We start from the raw sequence: 21000 nt of genomic DNA, 5'->3' as shown, positions 1-21000 counted from the left end.
TAAACGGAGTTGAGCGTATTTGAGCAAATTACAATTAATCGCTACTGCCCCTATGGGATTAGAAGCTGTAGTAGCGCGCGAATTAAACGAACTGGGTTATGAGACCACGGTCGAAAACGGTCGTGTATTGTTCAGTGGTGATTATATCGACATCTGTCGCTGTAATTTATGGCTGCGTACATCGGACCGCGTATTAGTAAAAATGGGCCAATTTCCAGCCAAAACCTTTGATGAATTATTCGAGGGTGTCAAAGCCCTTCCTTGGGAAGACTGGATTCCAGAGAATGGAGAATTTCCGGTAGAAGGCCGGTCCCATAAATCACAACTAACGAGTGTACCCGCTTGCCAAGGGATTGTCAAAAAAGCTATTGTTGAAAAGCTAAAGCTTTCCTACCATACGGACTGGTTTCCAGAGAACGGACCTCGTTATGTAATCGAAGTGATTTTGTTAAATGATATCGCGCTTATTACACTAGACACTACTGGACCTGCACTTCACAAACGTGGATACCGCAGACAAGCAACCGAAGCGCCACTGAAGGAAACGATGGCTGCTGCGCTAATCCAGCTTAGCCGCTGGAATGGCCACCGACCGCTATATGATCCTTGTTGCGGTTCAGGAACACTGTTGATCGAAGCTGCTATGATCGCTTGGAATATCGCACCGGGACTTCGCCGCTCCTTCCCTTCGGAACATTGGCCAGTCATTCCTAAGTATCTGTGGGAAGAAGCCCGCGAAGAAGCTTTCGATGCCGTGCGAGACGATTATCCGTTACAGCTAACCGGCACTGATATTGATCCTGCTGCCATAGAAATCGCTGAAGCTGCCGCTAAAAGCGCCGGCCTGTCCGGAGAAATCACCTTCACCGTGATGGCTGCCGCCAAAGCAAGACCCCAAGGGGAATATGGTTGCATCATCACCAACCCTCCATATGGAGAACGGATCAGTAATGACAAAGAGGTAGAGAAGCTGACTCGCCAATTTGGTGAAATGATGTTGTATCTACCGACTTGGTCATTCTTTGCCATCAGTCCTTATAAGGAATTCGAACAATATTACGGTCGTAAAGCGGACAAACGTCGCAAGCTGTATAACGGACGTATTGAGTGTCAATATTATCAATACTTGGGTCCACTTCCACCTAGAAATCCAAAATAATTTGGAATTCAATTATGCGAGAAATATAAGACATGAAGTATGGTGTGAAACTTATACTTTCTTATATTTTTAATTAAGAACGGACATCTACCTCAATAGAGGACGGTGTCCGTTTCTTCTTACCTATTCATTTACAGCGTTAGGAGGCTTTAATGTGTCACGAGATCCATTTACGAGGAGCAGTTCGTCCTTAATAGATAGAATCACCCCTATTGTCCGCTCCCGTTATATCGGTTATATCCTTTTTCTTGGCATTATGCTCGCTAAGCTAATGTTTCTTCACAGCGGGCTGCATGCCCCAAATATTGATATGAACCGTCTCGATAAGCTGATTGCTCTTGGTTCAGTTATGCTATTGTCATTTTGGGTGCTATGGCTCCCCCGACGTGGTCAAACCATAGCCCTGATAATCATAAACTTGCTCCTGACATTACTTATTTATTCTGACATTGTCTACTACCGATACTTTCAAGATTTCATCACCGTTCCCGTTCTGTTTCAAGCCGGACAAATGGATGCACTCGGCGGGAGTATCTTTGCACTGCTCCGTCCTTCTGATCTCTATTTGTTCGCGGATTGGCTGCTGTTTCTCGTTTACGTCTTTTGCGTAGTACTATTCCGCCGGAACACCCATACCTATAACAATGGGCAGGCTTCCTATTATGCTCGTACAAGTCATTCCCGCTCTTCATCACGCTTAATGACAGTACTGAAACGGAGCGCTAACGGTGTCGTTGCATTGGTACTGGGGTGCATTCTGACCTTTGGCCCTATCCACTCTTATGCCACTACCTGGGCCAAGGGTTTGTTCACGGGTAACTGGTGGAGCTTGGCGATGTATAACGTTACAGGACTCATTGGATTTCACGGTTATGATATTTACTTGTATGCCAAAGATCATCTAGGCCCTCAGCCCGAGCTTCCACAAGAGGAAGCCAGCTCCATGAAGCTCTGGTTCAATGAACACAATGCTGAGCAAAGCGCACTTAACGACAGCTTTGGAAAATACAGCGGAAGCAACATCATTGTGATTCAAGCCGAAGCTTTTATGAATTTTGTAGTGGGACGTTCGATTAATGGACAAGAGATCACACCTAATTTAAATGCGCTTATCAAAGAGAACACCTACTTCAGTAATTACTATCATCAGACCTCACAAGGACGAACCTCCGATGCGGATTTCGCCTCTAATGGTTCACTCTATCCGCTGGTCTCCGGCTCAGTATTTGTCCGTTACCCGGATCACCAGTTTGACACACTGCCTGCCATTTTGAAGTCAAAGGGCTACAGCACCAATGCCTTCCATGCCTATGAGGGAAGCTTCTGGAATCGACAGATCATGTATAAGGCGATGGGGTATGACCATTTTTATAGTAAAAAAGACTACAAGATCGATGAGCCTCTAGGCTGGTCATTGGGAGATAAATCGTTCCTGAGGCAGTCACTGAATATGATGGATACAGCAGAATCGATACAGCAACCCTTTTACTCCTTTTTGACTACACTATCTAGTCATCATCCTTATTCTCTCCCTGCGGACAAGCAAGGGCTTGATACTGGGGAGTTTAAGGGGACTATCTTCGGTGATTATTTGCAGGCTGTTCACTATACGGATGAAGCTTTAGGGCAATTAGTAAGTGATATGAAACAACGCGGGTTGTGGGATAATACGATTCTTGCCTTTTATGGGGATCATGATAATTCCATCCAAGAGACCTCTTATTACGAGCGATTTCTTGACAAAAGCCTAAGTAAACTCGACATGCATCAAATCACGCACCAAGTTCCATTACTCATTCATCTCCCGGGCACTAACGCCTCGGTCGTTGATTCTAATCCGGCGGGTCAATTGGATCTCACACCTTCCTTACTCCATCTGCTGGGGATCTCCCAAGATCCTTATTATCTTATGGGTAATAATCTGTTCAGCGGCAAAGAGCGACTTGTGACACTGCGAACCGGTGCCTTTGCCGATGCGAAGAGATCCTATCTCCCAAGTGAAAATGGCCAATTCGACAAGGGTACCTGTTATAGCCTCGATAGCCGCGAAGTTATTGATGTTGCGGGGTGCAGTACAGGGTTCGAGACAAGCAAGCAACGACTGCAAATCTCAGACGATATCATGAAATACGATGGCATCAAAATGCTCCGAAAAGAAGAAACCGCGCCATAAAAATTCCGATCTATAATTAAAAAAAAGCCCTAAACTCCGTCATCAACACGGGTTTAGGGCTTTTTAAGTTGATGGATAAGACCTCTGCATTATTTCTGAACGGCCGGTTGCTTGATAAAAGCTTCTACCTTCTTCAACACTTCTTCCTCTGTTGGAGCACTCACATAACGACCATTAACATATACAAAGGCCCGTTTGCCACATGGACCACAGTACGACTTACAGCCGACCTTGATCTCTGCATCAGGCGCCATCTTTTGCAGTTTGGGTATGATACTCTTCAATTTCATAAAATTACATTCATCGCACACTTGTATATCGTTAGCCATGGAGCAACCCTTCTTTATGTCCCAAATTTAAGGCGAAACGTTTAGTGATCGCCGTGATTACCTTTAGACGGATTAGTAATAACAAAACCTTCTTCAGGAAGATATAAATAATCAACGACCACACCATCAAGGAGCGGTTGATTCGGATCAAGAATAACATCGATTTCTTTATCTGTCGACACTACAACATCATTCTCGTTAGGCGTGTCCAAATCCAGTCCGTAGTGAGCATGATCACCGTGAGCATGCGTAATCGCTACGCGAAGCTTCAACTCGCTGTTTCCTTCAAGTTCCATTTGTTTCTTTATCACTTTAGCCGCATTGCGGGTAATTTTGACCTTCATCTATTATCCATCTCCTAGTACTTAAATTAAATACTCAATTACCTATTTTAAAGGTAATTGATATCTAAAAGCAACTATATTAACAAATTAGATACACAATCCGAGGCAAATCTCACTTCACTGCCTCATTTTCCGGCCTGAAGTGCCGGGTATTTCCTTCCCATCCGTGATACGAACCAGCCCATCAGGAGCATTGTTACTCCAATATCATCGATCGGTAAAAACGGCATGAAATCTGGCAACACCCAATAGAGCAGCACTGGAATTGTGAATAACAGCTTGTCCCCAACTGCGACTTTAGGGGAGATTACATATCGCCAGGAACTACTGAAGATGGCAGACCATTGCTTCAGTGACAGCAGTTTTTTCAGTTTCATAGTGGCCCTCCTCCCAAGTAAAAAGGATACAGCCGCGGATAACGTGTAGTGACGACAGCGGCCATACCCTATGGTTTATTTTACGCAAGTTTACTGTAATTGTTTCATAATTATTTCACATTGGATAGTATCGTTCCCAAAATTAGACCCGTTTCTAGTGCCATATCTTCAAAATCTGCCAGTGGTAACGGATTTTTGCCGATCCCTAGCTCTACTGTAAATCCAGGTTTGCGGAAGGTCTGGATGAACCAATCCTTATATCCAGCATCGCTGCCCGTTAATTCTACTGCACGATAGCTACTCGCAGCGGCCAGCCGTGCTGCTAGTTCACGGCTTTCGGGAGGCTCATATCCCCGGTAATTCCAGTAGATCTCTCCCCCTTGGGTATGCAAAGACACTGCAGCTTCTCCGGGCACTCCCTCAGCAAGTATTGCCAGTGCGGCTGCCTCAGGCTCACTCAGCGCCTCAGGACCACTGTAATCACGCGGAGAGGGCAGAAATACACCCCGACGTTCCCGTTCCTCTTCCCAATGGGCAGGGAACTGATCCCCGAGATCCACACCGCGTATATTGGCCTTCCAATGGCGGAAGCTACGCCGTCCCCCGTTCCATTTCATAAGATCCGCATAATACGGGTGGCCTGGCAAAACACCTTCCTGTACTAATTCCACGCCGTCAGGGTTAGCCATGGGAACAGCCCATAGGGTCCAGTTATTGTACCATTCCTCTGGACGATGACCATTCCATGCCAAACCTTTAGCATAAGCTGCTGCGTACTCTTCTATAAACGACATCAAACAAGGCGAGGTCAGCCATTCATTAGCATGCAGAGCCGCGTTAACATGCAGATGACGGCTTCCATTACCTATTTTAAGCACATGAATTGGCTTGCCAAGCACACTGTTGCCAATTGGATGTGCTTGTATAAAAGGATATTGTGCAATCAGACTGCTGATGTCGTTCTCGACATCAACCGGGCCGTACTCTCCACGCAAGAACACCACTCGCTCTGGAATCGGGGGCGGAATGACGAGCACTTTTCCCGGTGTACAGCAGCGTCGTGAGGTCACACCTGGATTAAGCTTCTCCAAATCATCTAAACTCACATGGAATAATGAGATTATTCGTTCAAGATCGTCCCCTTCTTGCACCGCATATCTCTTACGGGGTGAAGACGGCAGAAATAAAACCTGACCCGGATATAAATAAGACTGTCTCCCAACCCATGGATTACCTTGAATCACATGCTCAGGGGTTAATCCATGCAGGGCGGCAATTCGGCTTACGGTATCTCCCCTGCTTGCAATATATTGTCGCATTAGGTCTCATCCTCTCGGCCTTTAATTGCTGATACGGTAGATACAAAAATAGCAGCAAACAGCACTTAACTCTATTGTATGCAAGTGCCACTCCCCTGCATGAAGGAGAAATGAATCACAAGAAAAAAGGCTGGGAAACGTGCTTCCCAGCCTTTTTTCTTACACTCCGTAGAGTTTGTCCCTATTCAATTCAACATTGCTCTGCTTATAATGTGGATACTTGCCACACTACTGGGGTACGTCTAATTTGTTCTCCAAGCCAGTCTCGGGCAATTCTCTGAAACATTTCAGCATCACCACTGCAGAAGAACTGATGAATTGGACTTTCGTCCCCGATAGACAGCTTGCCTTTATCATATAAAATCGTGCTGATCTCACGAGCTGTCTCATCTGCGGAACTGATCAGTTTGACTCCCGGGCCCATGGTCTCTCCAATAGGTTCAACAAGAAATGGATAATGAGTGCATCCTAAAATTAAAGTATCGATGTTAGTATCTTTAATGCCTTCCAATGCCTGCTCTACAATATCATAACTTTTCTCTGAGCGGAACATGCCTTGCTCTACAAGCGGGACAAGCGCTGGGCAGGCTTGACTAACAACCTCAACGAATGGAGACAGCTGCTTCAGTGCATTAGTATAAGCCCCACTGCTAATTGTTCCAATTGTACCGATTACGCCGACATGTCCGCTTTTGGTCGCGCTAATTGCAGCACGGGCTCCGGGATGAATCACCCCAATGACAGGGATCGAGACCTTGGCTGAGATATAATCGAGTGCCGCGGCTGTTGCGGTATTACAAGCGATAACAATCATTTTAGGATTAAACTGGATCAAATAATCTACAATTTGTTCTGTAAACAGTGTTACTTCCTCGGTCGAACGGGGTCCGTACGGAGCTCGGGCCGTGTCTCCGAAATAAATGATCTTCTCCCGCGGGAGTTGCCTCATCACTTCTTTGACAACTGTTAGCCCTCCCACACCTGAGTCTAATATTGCGATAGCTTGCTGCACGAACACACCGCTTCCTTCTACTTGTTTTGTGTAGCTTATGTAAGCCGAAAACAAAATGTACCTGACTTTCAGCCCCAATTGCAGATAATACTCCTTTTGTACTCTTAGTTCAAGCCAATACTTTTTCCATCATTTCACAGGTCCATAAGAATGAAATAAAAAAGCCACCTTCCGCCCAATGCGAAAAAGCGGCTCTATTAAAAGAGAATAAGTACTTTTTGAACGTAAAACCAAAGAATCCATCCACTGTTTCATTATGCGATTTCGTTATTGTCCTTGTCATCTGACTGAGCTTCTTCAAGACTAGCTTCTTCACTGCCAGCTTCATCACTTACAGGCGATACCTCTAACTCCGTGACCTCTTCCAAAGTGACTGCAGCCTCTTGAATGGTTTCTTCAGTAGCAATTCCACTTACAGCTACAGTAGCTGTATCTTCTTCAACAGCACCAGAGCATGATTTGCTCCATTCGCGGACCTCATGTACGACATGGCCGATAGAATCTTTAGCTTTGTCATACAGCTCGACGCTCTTGTCACCTGCCTGCACGGCAATTCCCTGTACCTTTTCAATGCCAGCAGCTGTTCCTTCCGCAATATCCTTGCGCAGCTCTTTTCCTGGCTTAGGTGCGAACAGAAGTGCTGTCACCGATCCAACCACACTTCCGACTAAAGCTCCCCATAATAAACCTTTAGTGTCCTTTTTCATCGTTTCATCTCTCCTTTAAATTCATTGCTTCCCGCTCTACCGGGCTAATGCCTATATCTGCTATATCATAAGCAGCAGGAGTTTGTCTTGTGACTAATTATTACGACTTTTCAGAAGTTTTGTCTGTTACATTTTTGGGTGCAATAGCGTATCGGCAGCATTGTCCGCCTTCTGCCATACATTCACTTCTTGTAACTTTAGCATCCAGCAATTCCTCAAATAAGCTATGTTCGCATTGACAAGCTTTGCGATACTGGGTAGCAACCTGGCGGATCGGGCAGTTGTATTCTCTTATGACATACGAACCGTCTTCTTCACGGTTCCACTCCGCCATATATCCCCCGGCATTTTGGATCGACGATAACTCGGCTACTCGTTCTTCCAAATTCCGGCGTTCCATCATCGGTGCATACTGGGTGAGCATCCGCCGACGGCGTCCCTCAAATAATGTATTTACAGCTTCCAATCCACTGCCATAATCCAATTCACGCAGAAGCTCCAAAGCCAAATTGTGATAGCTTTTTGGAAAATAGTCTTCGGACCTTTCTGTTAAAGAGTACATATGTAAAGGCCGCCCCATCGCTTGCCGAACCACTTTTGTCTTAGCAAGTCCCTCCTGCTCCAGCTGAAGCACATGACGACGGACACCCATCTCTGTAATTCCCAACTCTTCTGCCAGCGCGCCGATGGTCAGTGGTCCTTTCGTTTTCAGGAGCGTCATAATCAAGTGCCTTGTCGATCCATTTTCCTGCCCCATCTTCATCATAAAGGAACCCCCTCTCTTTCACGGCTATCGCCTATTTTATATGATTCTATCTTATGCTATTATAGCGTTACACCGGACCCTAGTTCCTGATCCAAATAATTCCCTACTTCAACAGCAAATTTCTCTAGCACCTCTGGAAGGATTGGAGTGAGCGGGTGAAGAGCTTCTCTTTCCCAGGCAAAATAATCCTGCACGAGCGGCTTACGGAGCGCAACAAGCTCTATCAATCTCTCGTATATTTCACTTTTACCTAGCACTTTTTCTTCATGTATGATTGAAATGATATCCTCATAACTTCCAGCATCACGCATAATAAAACCGTCAATCAGACAACTACCAACGTCCGTGACCACCTCTATCGCCAGATGAAGGCAGCGTTCTTGTATTAGTCCGGTTAAAGTGTTGCCATCCCATGAAGCTGCTACAGTCCGAAGACCCGTGGTTATATCTGGGATTTGAGCAAGAATGGTTTCGATTTGTTTGCGGTTGACATAATACACAGTAATACCCCCATGTCAAAATAGTTAGAGAAATCTGCATTATCTCTACTTACCGCGTTTGCCGCGGCGTTTCAGCCAAAAGAACATAATGAAACTTGCCGCAAGAAAAACGACCAAATAAGTTAACGCTTCCATCGGATACTCGAGCTCACGCATTCCTGTCACCGCTTCCGGTATAAAATGATGATGCTATTCAATCAGTTTATCGCTTAAATTACGTAATCTACAGCAATTGAAAGTTCCTTCACTTCATTAATATGAGCTATGACTTCCTTGTGCGCCGGATGAACCTGATAAGCCTGTAAATCATCTAGAGAAGCTACCACCGTAACAAGCGCAATATCAAAGGATCGATCAGAATGAATGATATCAGCACCCACTTCAATCGAAAGGAGCTGCGGGATTTTACCTTCCATATTTCGCAGTACGGCTACCGTTGCCGCAACACTTTCTTCGGACCGGTCCTTCAATTTGAAAAACACTATATGCTTGATCATTCTATCTCGCTCCTTGTTGTAATATTGTAATTAGATATTAAAAATATATCATAAGCTTACGCGTTCTGAAAGAAACTTAAGAAGTGATGACAGAAATAGCAGCATTAACCATTGCCGATGTACAGGAAAGTGTTGTAGTATATTTTTAAAAAATCGGAGGAATTATGCCTAGTAACCAACAAGAAACTCATAATATCCAGGCGTGGTCTCTGATCAACCGCAAATATCTTGGACAAGGCGTTCGTGTAAAAAGATTCCGCCGTCCAAAGCGTAGCCAGATTAGAAACCGTGTGTTACTTGCTGTATTGATGGCTAAGGATATCAAACTTTCACGACTCGCAGAAGATCTTGGTATATCCTCTCGCAGTGTAAGTGCCTGGGTATACGAAGGTCGTATCCCTTCCAACAATAACATTGACAAGACCTGCCGCCTGCTCGGGTACCCGCCCCACATTTTGTTTAATGAAACACTGATTCGTCAAAGTCCAATTGTATGTCAACCAACACCTTCTCGCTTTATGAAAAGAAGTATTACCAGTTCACCGCGCAGCAATGTGATTCTGACCGGACTTTGTATGGTTTACGATTTTTCCGTAACCGATGTAAGTATTTGGATAGGGGTTCATCCCGGAACGTTCCGTAAATGGTTGCACAGCAGCCATCTGCCGACTCCTGCTCTGCAGGAAAAAGCCGAAGCTTTCTTCCGGATTCCACGCCATATTCTATTTGCAGACTGCGGAACGCTCTAATGTGATCCTATCGCTTAATTAGTTTAACGCCAGCCCTTCTTCCTTAATTAGGAGAAGGGTTTTTTGCCATATTTTTTTCTTGAAAAAGGGTCATACTATTGTTTAGGTAACTTTCTTCAGATTTCTAGAACGGAACAGGAGGCGTAAGATGAGACTTGATGGAATACTATCTGAAGGCTACACCGATACTTGGGACGTGGCCCCCGGTGTCATCGGACTACGAACCATGTTCGTAAATTGCGCATTCATCGGCCAGCCCCATTCGGACTGGATCATTGTAGATACAGGACTCAGCTCATACGCAAATAGGATTATTGAATTTGCTAAAGAGAAGTTCGAGAAGCCCCCAGTCGCCATTATCCTGACACATGGACATTTTGACCATATCGGGGGCGTAAAAAAGCTTCTTGAGGAATGGAATATACCCGTATATGCTCATCCTCTTGAGCTTCCTTATCTAACAGGTAAAGCGGACTATCCTCCAGCGGACCCTGCCGTAGGCGGCGGACTGATGAGTACGGTGTCCTCATTATTTTCACATCGCGGCATCGACCTTGGTTCAGCCGTACAGCCGTTGCCGGAAGACAGAACCGTCCCTGGAGCAAAAGGCTGGAAATGGATCCATACTCCCGGTCATAGTCCCGGCCATATTTCCCTATTCAGACCAGAGGATAAGGTTCTGATTGCTGGTGACACCTTTCTTACAGTCAAACAAGAGTCCGTTTTCGCAGTGGCTACACAGCATCAGGTTGTACATGGCCCGCCCTCTTATTTCACAACGGACTGGGAAGACGCGGAAAAGTCAGTCCGAACCCTTGCACTCCTAAATCCTCATATCGTTCTCTCTGGACACGGGGTGCCTATGGAAGGTGAGAAGTTATCTACTCAGCTAGCCCATTTATGCAAAAATTTCAAAGAAATGGCGCTACCGGGTCAAGGGAAGTTCGTGTAATTTTCTTGCGAATATAGATCTTAGGACATATTGACGGGTTGATCCCTGAGGGTCTCTAAGTGTCTCGATATTGGTGCCTGTTTTGATAATTTCCATATGCTCAAAATGCTGTTTTAAATCAGCTTCACTAAAAAAATGAGCGAACTTCCCTTTTTTATATTCATAGGTCGCAGGTTCCAAGCATGCACCACAGCCGTAATTCGGATCCTCATCGGAAAAAGAAGTGAAATAAAGCAGACCTCCGGGGTGCAATTGGTCCAAACAATTTGAAACCAACCTACGACGATCCTCATAAAGAAATAAATGCAACAAGTCATAGCAGTAGATAGCATCTACCTTCGTTTCTAGATTGCAGTCTAACACGGAACCGGAAATAAAAAAGCATGCGGGGTCCCACTCCACCGCAAGCCCGAGTGCGGCCCCGCTTAATTCAATACCAATGGTCTCAAATTCACTGGAGAACACCTTCGTATTCCGCCCATAGCCTGCTCCTGGTACAAGTACGGACCTCACATTATTCTTACGAAAGAGCGTCTTTGCCTCCATAGCCGTAGGGCTTGGCTCACTTCCCCAGATCATTCCTTCCTGAGCGAACCGCCGGTTCCAGTACTCGGACATACGTCATCGCCTCGCTTTGCTTTAATCGCCCATCACCCTATACCAATATGGATATATTTCCTTAAAACCGAGCTTGTCATACAAAGCCGAAGCACCAGCATTCGCTTGTACAACCTGCAAAAAAGCGGTTGTCGCTCCCTGCGTCTTACCCCAGTGAAGCAATGCAAGCAGCAATTGCTCCGCCATACCTTGTCTACGCTGATCGGAAGCCGTGATAATATCAAAGAGACCTATGTATCCGTTCTGAATAACACCTAGACCGCAAGCGGCAGGAACACCATTTTTATACAAAAGAACATAGCCCTGCTGCAAGACCGAAGCACATAACATTCTAGTTAATGTGCTCCGATTCTCAATGGATAGCTCAGAGAGCTTCGTGAAGACATTTAGCCATTCTTCAGTCAGGCTCTCCTGAACTTGTACCTCATATCGATGATCAGGAGTAGCTAAATCCTCTAGGTCTAGAAGCCTTACAGAGGATGGCTCAACAACTGTGTATCCGCGATCCGCTAGCAGCTCGTCCAGGTTCGCTGGCTGGATATACGGTGTTATTTTAAACACAGGCTTTAATCCCGCAGCCTTATAGTACTGCTCAGCAAGCTTGATTTGGTTTGTAAGATCGGTAAGAGAGCCCTCAGCACTATACAATGGATTGACCGAATTGGCCCTTTTCGTATAACCTGCAGCCGTTCGCAGTACCCAGCCGTTTAGGAGAACACTCTGCTCTGCCGGCCAAGTATTGAGTGTAATTTCCTCTATTGATTTATACATGCTATCCCCTCCTTATTAACCGCGTTCCCGCTTATTACGCATCGCTGGCAGCAGCTTCACTGCTTCATCACCATACGAAGTAAAATAGTCGTATTCAGGGGACTCCTTGCCGTATAGTGCTATTTTCCCATCTGCATTGTAATGAACTCCCCAACCGAAACGCTTCGGAAGTAAAGAGGCCCGCAGGCATGGATGTTTTCTGGAAAATAGCTCATTCCATATTTCTTCCTTACGGTTCATTCGTACTTCCTGTGGGATTTGTTTATGCCGCACATGAATCTCGTACAGAAGCTCTTCATGATTGTATTTATAGGGTTCATTGATAAGCAGCTCATACTGAATTACATGAGCAGGCGGGAGTGTACGACAAGACATCGGGGGGATTCCTGTTTCCTCAGGACAATCTTCTGCTACCCGAATGAAAGTGTTTGTATAACTCATGTGCAACACCTCTATTATTAATTGAAATATATTCCTTCTATGATAATTCATAGTTCTATTATAAGCATAGCTGAATTTTACAAATTCCACTATAATTACACAGCAAAAATCCGGAATCTAAATCTCCTGACTCCGGATTTCCTACCTGCTATCTCATCTTAGATTCTATTCCTCGGTAGCTGCTAGGAGCTCCTCTACCGGCCACGGAAGCGGATTGTGAAAGGTGGTCCAATCCTGCTTCAGCTCTTCAAGTGTCAGTAAACATCTGTCCAATCTGGCTTCAATTTGTGCCTGATCCATACTCACACCAATAAACACGATTTCATTCATTCGATCGCCCCACCGCTCGTCCCACTTGGCTTTCATTTCAGGTTCGCTTTCCAATACCTCCAGCTGCTGATCCTCAGGCATTGTAGCCAGCCAGTAGCCGGCAGGTCCGAACTGAATCGAGGGTCCAGCCTGGCTGATACTCGCTGCAAGATCACCTTCTGCGGCAACCCATACAATCCCCTTCGCCCTAACAACCTCTTCCGGCCAATGACTGAAGAACAAGCTTAATCTTTGCGGATGGAATGGTGTTCTCCGGCGATAGACGAATGAAGATATTCCGTATTCCTCCGTCTCAGGTGTATGAGACTCCTTATTTAGCTCCGTGATCCAACCGGAAGATAAGCTTGTTTTTTCAAAATCAAACCGTCCGGTATTAAGAATCTCCTTCGGATCTACCACTCCGTTAACCGTACGGATCAGCTTGGCGGTCGGCTGAAGTTTACGGAGCACAGCTTCAAGCTTGTTGAGCTCTTCTTCTTCCAGCAGATCACATTTATTAAGCAGCAACACATCACAAGTTTCGATCTGATCTATAAGCAAATCCACGATATCGCGAAAATCATCTTCGCCAGCCGTTTGACTGCGATCCATCAGACTATCACCAGAAGAAAAGTCATGCCAGAATCGGCCCGCATCCACAACGGTAACCATCGTGTCTAATTGAGCAAGCGTAGTTAAATCGATATCCAGCTCGGGATTCGCATAGGTAAAGGTCTGGGCTACCGGCACAGGCTCACTAATGCCAGAAGATTCAATCAGGATATAATCAAACCTACCCTCAGCAGCCAGCTTTTGCACTTCAACAATCAAATCATCGCGGAGTGTGCAGCAGATACAACCGTTAGACATCTCCACTAATTTCTCTTCAGTTCTGGACAGCGTGTTTCCAGACTTCACCAGATTGGCATCCACATTCACTTCACTCATATCGTTCACGATAACAGCAACCTTCAAGCCTTCTCGGTTGTGTAAGACATGATTCAATAGCGTTGTTTTACCGGAGCCTAAGTAACCACTTAGCACAGTAACGGGGATTTTTTTCATTCAGATCACTCCTATAATTGATTAGCATTTATATTTAGCACTTATAGCACTTACCGGGTTTCGCGGTGTAAGGTAACTCTTTTGAGGCGTGGACAATATTTCTTCATTTCCATACGACCTGGATGATTTCGCTTATTCTTGGTAGTGGTATAGTTGCGATCTCCTGTCTCCGTACATGCTAAAGTAATGATTACTCTCATTGCTTCCATCTCCTTTTTAATTAAATCGTAATAATTACGATTAACACATCGTACACGTTTTATTCACAGTCTGTCAACTATCGTCTTGTAAATATTTCAACTCTCTTAATTTTGTGGTCTTTCTGGTGGACAAATCACGTATAGATGGAATTATAAAAATATGATTCTTGTAATTTCAGGAGAATCAGGCAGGAGTGGAGATCATGAAGATACCAGTAATTATTTTGAGCGGGTTTCTGGGGAGCGGGAAGACAACTCTGCTGTTGTCCCTGCTGAAAGAGAGCAAGGTAAGAGGGCTGAACCCTGGCGTAGTCATGAATGAGCTCGGTAAGAGAGATGTGGATGGATATATTCTGCAGGAGCACACGGGTACAACCGTGACTAAACTGCTGGACGGGTGCGTATGCTGTAGCCGTAAAGAGGATCTGGCAGACAGCCTGCTGGTATTGTTAAGAGGGCGCCCTGATGCTATTTATATCGAGCTTACCGGTGTCGCAAACCCAGAAGAAATCGCCAAAACACTACAAGAAACCTCTCTCCAGGAAAGAGTCGAATTGCATTTTACGATTACCTTATTGGATGCAGAAAACGCCTTAGAATATAACAGCAGACTCTCTTCTGACAAACAACTGGTTCGTACTCTTCGCAAGCAACTGTCCACCGCTGATCTCATTGTCGTTAATAAGAGTGATCTTGTAGAACCTGAAACCTTATGGCGAATAGAAAAGGGTGTTCGAAAACAAAATGCAGAGGCTGAAATCGTATATACCCATTACAGCGAGATCAACCTTTCTCCGATATTATCAGGAATCATTCCACGCAAAATCATCGCGCCCGCACCGCAACGAGCGCCCCAGACCTTTAAAGGCGCCTCTCTGAAGCAAATGAATTCAGAGCACGGAGGAACCGCTGTAAAAGAAGTGCAGGAGGAGCAGCATGCTTCTTTTTCCCAAGTGACTGCCATCACGCTGACCATACCTCAAGCAGGGACTACTATGCCTTCCAAAGAACGGCTAGAGGCTTTTTTTCAAGAATGGGGTGACAACCTGCTCCGTGCCAAGGGGCATATCCTTTTGTCTGAACAGGAACCGGTACAGCTTGTCCAATATGCGGGTATGCGTACGAGCTGGGAGGCGTCACGTTATCCTGGAATGCCTTATGTGGTATTCATCGGGATTAATTTAGATGAGGAACTGCTGGCAGATCGGTGGACCGCCTTATTCGCGCCTTGACTACCCTATTCCCATTAAAATTACTGCCGCTGCTTCTACCGATTTCCTTCTTGATCATCATTGGTTTTATATGGGTGCCAAATCAGCTGGAACTTCTGGATAACGCGTACATTGACACTTTCAAAACTGGATTTATCGGGATTTTGCTAGAAGCTTTGCCGTTTGTGTTAGCAGGAGCTTTATTATCCTCGCTGCTTAGAGTCTTTATCCCAGATGAAATGATCTCCCGCTGGATTCCAAGGCAGGCGTTGCCGGCTATTTTATTCGCTTGCCTGCTTGGAATTATTTTTCCGGTATGTGAATGCGGAATGATCCCTCTCGTCCGCCGGCTAATCCATAAGGGGATGCCTGTCTACGTGGCGATCGTGTTTATTCTATCCGGACCCATCCTAAATCCTGTCGTCTACGGAGCAACTCTGACGGCTTTTCGTAACCACTCCGAACTGGCCTATGCCCGGATGGGTCTAGCCTTTGCTGTCGCCTGTATTATAGGCCTAATTATCTATGCAACGGTGAAAAAGTCCCCTGTACGCCTGAGTGTTCAGCGCGAAACCGATAACACGCATCACAATAATTCACGTGGAGGAAAGTTAGCTGCTGTCTTTGTTCATACCTCGGACGAGTTTTTTGAGATGGGAAAATACTTAATTATCGGCTGTCTACTAACCTCGGCCATCCAAACGTTTATGGTTCAAGATAGTCTGGCAGCAATCGGAGATAAGCCGCTAGGGTCTTATTTTTTCATGATGGGACTGGCATTTGTGCTTTCACTCTGCTCCACCTCGGATGCCTTTGTTGCTTCCACCTTTGTACATTCTTTTCCGGCAGGTGCACTGCTAGCTTTTATGGTGTTCGGGCCGATGCTGGATTTCAAAAATTCATTGATGTTACTCTCCCTGTTCAAGACCAAATTCGCCCTTTATTTGTTCTTTCTTATCTTTTCGAGCGTATTTATCGGGGCTGTAGTCATGTCCTTATGGCTGTAATCATAGAAATTCCGCACTGATAGGAGGAAGAGCATGAATGACTCACGAAGCATCCGATTTCACTATTTGTTAAGGGCGGTCATTCTGCTCGCCTTTGCTCTCTATATTGGGCATTTAGTGCAGCAAGACGCTTTGCATTATTATGTAGCGCCCAAGCTGGCACGCTGGGTTCAATTATGTCCGATTCCTTTGACACTTATGGCACTTAGCTTGGCCATTCAGGCCTTATTTGGTAAAGGCAGTGTTCTATGCGACTGCGAGCATCGCCTCCCGCATTCCATATTTAAAAGTACAGCACTTTATGGATTATTTCTTTTTCCGCTGCTGCTTGGATTTGCACTTCCTGACCGTGCCTTGGGAAGTATGGCTGCTAGCAAAAAAGGGATAACTTTAACCTCATCGCCCTCCGATACTAACAATGTCGCTAGATTCGAATCAATTGATCCCTATCACGAGGAGCTCACAGAGCTGGCCAAGATTCTTTATGTACAGCCTACTATCCCTGTTTACCCTGCAATTTTCTCCGAAACACTTGGTGCTATCGACATGTATAAAGAGCAATTTGAAGGCAAAGAAATTTCCGTTTCCGGGTTTCTATATCGCAATGACAGTGAAACGCCAGAGAATGCTTTTGCCATTGGCAGATTTCTGGTCCAGTGCTGTACCGCTGATGCCACTCCATTTGGGATGCTGGTTGATTCCGGCAAATTAAAAAGCTTGCCCACTGATACCTGGATAGAGGTTCGGGGCAAGCTTCAAGTTGTGCAATATAAGGGCCAAGAAATAATGCAAATTCGTGCAGAAAGCATTACACCGATCGCGCAACCAACAACACCTTACATTTACACGAGCGCTGACTCCATAGCCACATGGAAAGCCCTACAGAGTTCTGCTAAGCCTTACTAAATAATGGCATCCAGCTCATCTTCATCATTCTCAGACCGGTTAGGGTTAAATACTTCAACCATTATACGAGCTGGAATACAGATGATTTGCTGCTTCGGTCTAGAAATAAACCCCATTTCTAAAGCGATTCGCAGAGGCGCATCAGAATACGTCATTTGGATCCCGTAATCAAATACCTTTAAGGTATTGTGACCGAACTTTGTTTGAATATCTATAATTTGCTCTTCCTTAGTCAAAGAAACGGTTTTGTATTCTTTGCCATCGACCGTAATTATAGCTTTCAAATCTCCTTGTTGATACTGCTCATTGCGGGTGTCCCACCACTTGATTCCGTAAATTAAACCGGCTGCTAACAGCGCTATAAAAATAATTACAAAATCGCCACGCTTCATTTTTAACAAGGTATGGATCCTTTCATCGACATTGATATGCGTAATAATTACGATTACAAATATATAAATCATACGCCTCTTTGTCAATGATACTCCTCATCCTTTAGCGAATCCGTGTAGACCAATCTTTTAATACCCTGTCGAGCTCCTTGATTGAAATAGGCTTGGAGATGAAATCCTGCATTCCGGCACTCAAACACATCTCTTTATCTTCATTTCTAGCAAAGGCAGTCGCAGCAATAATAATTGGATACAGCCCCAGCTTCTCGCGTATAATCCCTGTTGCCTCGATCCCATCCATAATCGGCATCTGAACATCCATAAATATGAGATCATAATCCTTGGCCAGCACAGCGCGAACCGCTTCCTCGCCATTGATTGCAATGTCTGGTACATATCCCCTCTTCTTTAGATAAGCCTGCATCAGTTGCTGATTCACTGGATGATCTTCAGCGATGAGAATGGACATGGGTCCATATTCCCCCTTAACATCCCCTTTGGCTTTAGGGTTATCGCTTTTGCCTACATCCGCCGAAGGGTAAAGTGCAACCTTCTGATTCCATTCCTCTTTCGGCAATGAGACCTCCACCGTGAAATAGAACTCTGAGCCATGCTCCTCACAACTTCTTACACCAATTGTTCCTCCGAGCAGCTCCACCAGCTTTTTGCTAATGGCTAATCCAAGTCCGGTTCCGCCGTATTTACGATTGATGGAAGGATGCAATTGCGAGAACGATTGAAACAATAACCCTTGACTGGCAACTGGAATCCCCAGCCCCGTGTCTTTAACCATGAATTTAACAATAATATTTCCTGATTTTTGCGAAGCTTCCAGACTGGCAGAAATACTGATTTCACCATTTTCCGTAAATTTCACCGCATTCCCAACCAGGTTTACGAGGATTTGGCGTAATCTCGACTCATCCGTCACAATGACAAATGGAAGATCTGCTGCAATATCGATAGACAATAATAAGCCTTTCTCTTTGACCTTCGGATAAAATAGCTCGCTAACATTCTGTATCACTTCACGCAAATCCACCATTTGTAGTTCTAATGTCATCATGCCTGCTTCGATTTTGCTGAAATCGAGTACTTCATTCAAAATATGAAGCAATGCTTCCCCGCTACTGTTAATGATTTGTGTGTAGTAGCTCTGCTCTTCATCCAGCTCTGTACCCGAAAGTAAGTCGGCCATTCCGATAATACCGTTCATCGGTGTACGCAGCTCATGACTCATGATCGCTAGAAACTCCGATTTCGCCCGATCTGCTTCCTCAGCAGACTCCTTCGCTCGCACAATCTCCTTTTCTTCGGTAATATCTCGAAAAACGACTACAGCACCGATTCGCTCTTCGCCATCAAAAAGTGGTGTCATGCGATATCTGACCAAAAAGCTGGAGCCATCCCGCCTCCAAAATACACCCTCCTTCTCTTCGAAAGAGAGATTATTGAAATGCGAAGGTATCAGTGTCTTCTGAATGCCTAAAAAAGGCTCATTATCCAGCCAAGTCTGATGAATCGCATGGAATTTGCTGTTCATCCATTCCGTTGGATCATATCCCAGCATAGTAATCGCCGCAGGGTTGATGAACATCGTATCACCTTCAAGGTTCATGCCAAATATACCTTCAGATACCGAATTCAATATTAGAGCATGCTCGTTACTTAACTTCTCTATTTCTTCAAAATGCCGCGCCCGTTCCGCAATGTCCCGGGTTACACACACCAGTTCTTGTCCTCCAAAGGTTTCCGAGTAAATATAGCGTAGTGTTGTCTCCGTCCAAATGTAGGTCCCATCTTTGCACAGAAACCGGAAGGATACAGGTTCGAGCTTTTTGCCTTCCATACAACTGTTAAGATAGGATACTACCTTCTCCTTGTCCTCAGGATGTATGTAATCTATACCTCTGGTTTCGTACATTTCTTCCGGTGTATACCCAAACATCGTCTGGCAAATCGGTGATGCATACAGATAGGTGAGGTGTCCGTCCGCTGTATTTCGTGAAATAAAATCCATTGAATTTTCCGACAGGAGTCGATAATTCTGCTCACTATCACGCATCTGTTCCTCCATTCGATGACGTTCAGTCACATCCTGGGCAATCCCGCTGATCTGTAGCACTCTTCCTTCTTCATCCTTAATCACTTCCCAGTGCACATCCAAAAACTTTAATATTCCATCCGCACTCTTAATTCGAACCATAGCTTCAGCATTCGTTCCAATGGCTAAAGAATGACGAACTAGCTTTTTAAGTATGATTAAATCATTTGGCTCAATGCAGGAAAGGACACGTTTATAATCAAAATAGGAATGAATGCTGTCATCCAGTGAAAAACCAAAAATATTGCGCATCTCTCTAGAAACCGTCAATCGTGCTTTTGTCGCATCCCATTCCCAAGATCCCATTTTCGCAAGATATTGGGCTTTCGCCAGCATATCCTCATATTTCTTACGCTGTGTAATATCGCGGCCGATGGTTAAAATCTGCTTGATTTCCCCCTGCTCATCACGAACTACCTGCGAACTGCTCTCGATCCACAAATAATGTCCGTCCTTATGCCGGGCTCTACGTGTATACACATCCGTATCAGAATAGAGCTTTCCGTGTTGAGTCATCTCTAAGGCATCATCTACGTGATAATACTCCGGTCTTTTTGTACCAATCATTTCATGTGCCGGATATCCTAGCAGCAACTCTACTGAAGGAGACACGTAGTGCAACGTACCGTCAGGGTCGCCAAAAGAAATCATATCCGGTGTATTTTGGGTGATCAAATTATATAAATGCTGATCTTTCTGAATCTTATCTTCGGCAAGCCTTCGGTCTGTGATATCCGTTAGTTCCGAAATCATGACAAGAGGTTCACTAGCATTCTCCTTAAGAATTAGAAATATATGTTGTGCTACCCAGATCATCTCGCCACCCTTACATAAGAACCGTCTTTCTAACTCAATTGCGGTCCCAGGATCTGCTAAGAGCTTGTTCAGGATAACGTTATGATCATCATTAGTCTTATCGTCTGGATAAATTAGATCTAAATAATGTAGATTCAAAAGCTCTTCTTCAGAGTAACCAAGCATATGGCAAAGTGCTGGATTGGATTGAATCAAGGTCCCTTCCTTGGGAGAGACTACAGCAACCCCTATAGAAGACCGTAAGTATAGTTGCTTAAAAAGAAATTCAGACACCTG

At 45.0% G+C, this 21000-nt stretch carries 23 protein-coding genes; 7 read left to right on the top strand and 16 right to left on the bottom strand.

Translation table 11 applies throughout. The annotated features are described in order from the left end of the window. The first annotated feature begins 19 nt into the window (after positions 1-19). Positions 20-1159, top strand: coding sequence for a class I SAM-dependent RNA methyltransferase (locus ACDZ28_RS19325; RefSeq protein ID WP_042126269.1), 1140 nt, complete (start codon positions 20-22; stop codon positions 1157-1159). A 154-nt stretch (positions 1160-1313) separates the two neighbouring features. After that, positions 1314-3332 (top strand): LTA synthase family protein, encoded by a 2019-nt coding sequence (locus ACDZ28_RS19320; protein WP_375102543.1) that lies wholly within the window; start codon positions 1314-1316, stop codon positions 3330-3332. An 89-nt stretch (positions 3333-3421) separates the two neighbouring features. On the opposite strand, the gene ACDZ28_RS19315 is transcribed toward ACDZ28_RS19320, so the two are convergent. From ACDZ28_RS19315 to ACDZ28_RS19275, 9 genes are all read right to left on the bottom strand, one after another. Beyond that, a complete protein-coding gene (locus ACDZ28_RS19315; protein WP_042126265.1) occupies positions 3422-3661 on the bottom strand; it encodes a DUF1450 domain-containing protein in 240 nt (79 codons plus the stop codon). 41 nt (positions 3662-3702) lie between these two features. Continuing rightward, positions 3703-4005 (bottom strand): iron-sulfur cluster assembly accessory protein, encoded by a 303-nt coding sequence (locus tag ACDZ28_RS19310; RefSeq protein ID WP_042126263.1) that lies wholly within the window; start codon positions 4003-4005, stop codon positions 3703-3705. 125 nt (positions 4006-4130) lie between these two features. After that, entirely contained in the window at positions 4131-4382 is a 252-nt protein-coding gene (locus ACDZ28_RS19305; RefSeq protein WP_042126261.1) for a hypothetical protein, read from the bottom strand. A gap of 110 nt (positions 4383-4492) precedes the next feature. After that, on the bottom strand, positions 4493-5701 hold the full coding sequence (locus tag ACDZ28_RS19300) for a M14 family zinc carboxypeptidase (protein WP_375102542.1): 1209 nt from the start codon (positions 5699-5701) through the stop codon (positions 4493-4495). A gap of 205 nt (positions 5702-5906) precedes the next feature. Beyond that, positions 5907-6713 carry a glutamate racemase gene (gene racE, locus ACDZ28_RS19295; protein WP_042132046.1) on the bottom strand — a complete coding sequence of 269 codons (807 nt, stop codon included), beginning with the start codon at positions 6711-6713 and terminating at the stop codon, positions 5907-5909. A gap of 254 nt (positions 6714-6967) precedes the next feature. Further along, the gene (locus ACDZ28_RS19290) at positions 6968-7420 is read right to left on the bottom strand and encodes a YtxH domain-containing protein (protein ID WP_375102541.1); all 453 of its coding nucleotides are present in this window, start codon (positions 7418-7420) and stop codon (positions 6968-6970) included. Positions 7421-7520: 100 nt separating this feature from the next. Beyond that, on the bottom strand, positions 7521-8186 hold the full coding sequence (locus ACDZ28_RS19285) for a metalloregulator ArsR/SmtB family transcription factor (protein WP_042126257.1): 666 nt from the start codon (positions 8184-8186) through the stop codon (positions 7521-7523). Positions 8187-8245: 59 nt separating this feature from the next. Continuing rightward, positions 8246-8686, bottom strand: coding sequence for a DUF86 domain-containing protein (locus ACDZ28_RS19280; RefSeq protein ID WP_042126255.1), 441 nt, complete (start codon positions 8684-8686; stop codon positions 8246-8248). Positions 8687-8895: 209 nt separating this feature from the next. Continuing rightward, positions 8896-9183 (bottom strand): Dabb family protein, encoded by a 288-nt coding sequence (locus ACDZ28_RS19275; RefSeq protein ID WP_042126253.1) that lies wholly within the window; start codon positions 9181-9183, stop codon positions 8896-8898. Between the two features lie 164 nt (positions 9184-9347). Here ACDZ28_RS19275 and ACDZ28_RS19270 point away from each other — a divergent pair, with 164 nt between their 5' ends. Both ACDZ28_RS19270 and ACDZ28_RS19265 read left to right on the top strand, forming a co-directional pair. Beyond that, entirely contained in the window at positions 9348-9932 is a 585-nt protein-coding gene (locus tag ACDZ28_RS19270; RefSeq protein ID WP_375102540.1) for a helix-turn-helix domain-containing protein, read from the top strand. Between the two features lie 148 nt (positions 9933-10080). Next, positions 10081-10884 carry an MBL fold metallo-hydrolase gene (locus tag ACDZ28_RS19265; protein WP_042126249.1) on the top strand — a complete coding sequence of 268 codons (804 nt, stop codon included), beginning with the start codon at positions 10081-10083 and terminating at the stop codon, positions 10882-10884. Here the strand turns inward: ACDZ28_RS19265 and ACDZ28_RS19260 are convergent. The 5 genes from ACDZ28_RS19260 to rpmG all read right to left on the bottom strand — a co-directional run bounded on the left by ACDZ28_RS19260 (position 10858) and on the right by rpmG (position 14288). Further along, positions 10858-11502 carry a class I SAM-dependent methyltransferase gene (locus ACDZ28_RS19260; protein WP_375102539.1) on the bottom strand — a complete coding sequence of 215 codons (645 nt, stop codon included), beginning with the start codon at positions 11500-11502 and terminating at the stop codon, positions 10858-10860. The genes ACDZ28_RS19265 and ACDZ28_RS19260 overlap by 27 nt on opposite strands. Before the next feature lie 21 nt (positions 11503-11523). Next, the gene (locus ACDZ28_RS19255; protein ID WP_375102538.1) at positions 11524-12273 is read right to left on the bottom strand and encodes a GNAT family N-acetyltransferase; all 750 of its coding nucleotides are present in this window, start codon (positions 12271-12273) and stop codon (positions 11524-11526) included. A 15-nt stretch (positions 12274-12288) separates the two neighbouring features. Beyond that, on the bottom strand, positions 12289-12714 hold the full coding sequence (locus tag ACDZ28_RS19250; protein WP_375102537.1) for a DUF6157 family protein: 426 nt from the start codon (positions 12712-12714) through the stop codon (positions 12289-12291). A 165-nt stretch (positions 12715-12879) separates the two neighbouring features. Beyond that, positions 12880-14088: a GTP-binding protein gene (locus tag ACDZ28_RS19245; RefSeq protein WP_042126241.1), complete on the bottom strand. Its 1209-nt coding sequence runs from the start codon at positions 14086-14088 to the stop codon at positions 12880-12882. Positions 14089-14138: 50 nt separating this feature from the next. Continuing rightward, positions 14139-14288, bottom strand: coding sequence for a 50S ribosomal protein L33 (gene rpmG / locus ACDZ28_RS19240; protein ID WP_076098468.1), 150 nt, complete (start codon positions 14286-14288; stop codon positions 14139-14141). Positions 14289-14491: 203 nt separating this feature from the next. Here rpmG and ACDZ28_RS19235 point away from each other — a divergent pair, with 203 nt between their 5' ends. From ACDZ28_RS19235 to ACDZ28_RS19225, 3 genes are read left to right on the top strand one after another with little or no spacing between them, the layout of a single operon-like run. Beyond that, on the top strand, positions 14492-15520 hold the full coding sequence (locus ACDZ28_RS19235) for a GTP-binding protein (protein WP_042126239.1): 1029 nt from the start codon (positions 14492-14494) through the stop codon (positions 15518-15520). Next, the gene (locus ACDZ28_RS19230) at positions 15517-16506 is read left to right on the top strand and encodes a permease (protein WP_375102536.1); all 990 of its coding nucleotides are present in this window, start codon (positions 15517-15519) and stop codon (positions 16504-16506) included. The genes ACDZ28_RS19235 and ACDZ28_RS19230 overlap by 4 nt, the downstream gene beginning before the upstream one ends. A gap of 33 nt (positions 16507-16539) precedes the next feature. Next, positions 16540-17412: a TIGR03943 family putative permease subunit gene (locus ACDZ28_RS19225; RefSeq protein WP_076120061.1), complete on the top strand. Its 873-nt coding sequence runs from the start codon at positions 16540-16542 to the stop codon at positions 17410-17412. Here the strand turns inward: ACDZ28_RS19225 and ACDZ28_RS19220 are convergent. Together ACDZ28_RS19220 and ACDZ28_RS19215 are read right to left on the bottom strand one after the other, a co-directional pair. Beyond that, positions 17409-17876: a NusG domain II-containing protein gene (locus tag ACDZ28_RS19220; protein ID WP_339290242.1), complete on the bottom strand. Its 468-nt coding sequence runs from the start codon at positions 17874-17876 to the stop codon at positions 17409-17411. The genes ACDZ28_RS19225 and ACDZ28_RS19220 overlap by 4 nt on opposite strands. Before the next feature lie 31 nt (positions 17877-17907). Next, positions 17908-20997 carry a PAS domain S-box protein gene (locus tag ACDZ28_RS19215; protein ID WP_375102535.1) on the bottom strand — a complete coding sequence of 1030 codons (3090 nt, stop codon included), beginning with the start codon at positions 20995-20997 and terminating at the stop codon, positions 17908-17910. Positions 20998-21000 lie beyond the last annotated feature (3 nt).

The sequence above is a fragment of the Paenibacillus sp. RS8 genome, from assembly GCF_041956825.1.
Classification (GTDB): domain Bacteria; phylum Bacillota; class Bacilli; order Paenibacillales; family Paenibacillaceae; genus Paenibacillus_AQ.
This window is presented reverse-complemented; position numbering and strand designations above follow the sequence as displayed.

Excerpts from the sequence above, each read along its gene's own strand:
- ACDZ28_RS19250 (WP_375102537.1), bottom strand. The coding sequence starts at position 12,714 with ATGAGTTATACAAACACTTTCATTCGGGTAGCAGAAGATTGTCCTGAG.
- ACDZ28_RS19300 (WP_375102542.1), bottom strand. The coding sequence starts at position 5,701 with ATGCGACAATATATTGCAAGCAGGGGAGATACCGTAAGCCGAATTGCC.
- ACDZ28_RS19245 (WP_042126241.1), bottom strand. The coding sequence starts at position 14,088 with ATGAAAAAAATCCCCGTTACTGTGCTAAGTGGTTACTTAGGCTCCGGT.
- ACDZ28_RS19315 (WP_042126265.1), bottom strand. The coding sequence starts at position 3,661 with ATGGCTAACGATATACAAGTGTGCGATGAATGTAATTTTATGAAATTG.
- ACDZ28_RS19255 (WP_375102538.1), bottom strand. The coding sequence starts at position 12,273 with ATGTATAAATCAATAGAGGAAATTACACTCAATACTTGGCCGGCAGAG.
- ACDZ28_RS19225 (WP_076120061.1), top strand. The coding sequence starts at position 16,540 with ATGAATGACTCACGAAGCATCCGATTTCACTATTTGTTAAGGGCGGTC.
- ACDZ28_RS19305 (WP_042126261.1), bottom strand. The coding sequence starts at position 4,382 with ATGAAACTGAAAAAACTGCTGTCACTGAAGCAATGGTCTGCCATCTTC.
- ACDZ28_RS19310 (WP_042126263.1), bottom strand. The coding sequence starts at position 4,005 with ATGAAGGTCAAAATTACCCGCAATGCGGCTAAAGTGATAAAGAAACAA.
- ACDZ28_RS19220 (WP_339290242.1), bottom strand. The coding sequence starts at position 17,876 with ATGATTTATATATTTGTAATCGTAATTATTACGCATATCAATGTCGAT.
- rpmG (WP_076098468.1), bottom strand. The coding sequence starts at position 14,288 with ATGAGAGTAATCATTACTTTAGCATGTACGGAGACAGGAGATCGCAAC.
- ACDZ28_RS19265 (WP_042126249.1), top strand. The coding sequence starts at position 10,081 with ATGAGACTTGATGGAATACTATCTGAAGGCTACACCGATACTTGGGAC.
- ACDZ28_RS19270 (WP_375102540.1), top strand. The coding sequence starts at position 9,348 with ATGCCTAGTAACCAACAAGAAACTCATAATATCCAGGCGTGGTCTCTG.
- ACDZ28_RS19290 (WP_375102541.1), bottom strand. The coding sequence starts at position 7,420 with ATGAAAAAGGACACTAAAGGTTTATTATGGGGAGCTTTAGTCGGAAGT.
- ACDZ28_RS19285 (WP_042126257.1), bottom strand. The coding sequence starts at position 8,186 with ATGATGAAGATGGGGCAGGAAAATGGATCGACAAGGCACTTGATTATG.
- ACDZ28_RS19275 (WP_042126253.1), bottom strand. The coding sequence starts at position 9,183 with ATGATCAAGCATATAGTGTTTTTCAAATTGAAGGACCGGTCCGAAGAA.
- ACDZ28_RS19260 (WP_375102539.1), bottom strand. The coding sequence starts at position 11,502 with ATGTCCGAGTACTGGAACCGGCGGTTCGCTCAGGAAGGAATGATCTGG.
- ACDZ28_RS19235 (WP_042126239.1), top strand. The coding sequence starts at position 14,492 with ATGAAGATACCAGTAATTATTTTGAGCGGGTTTCTGGGGAGCGGGAAG.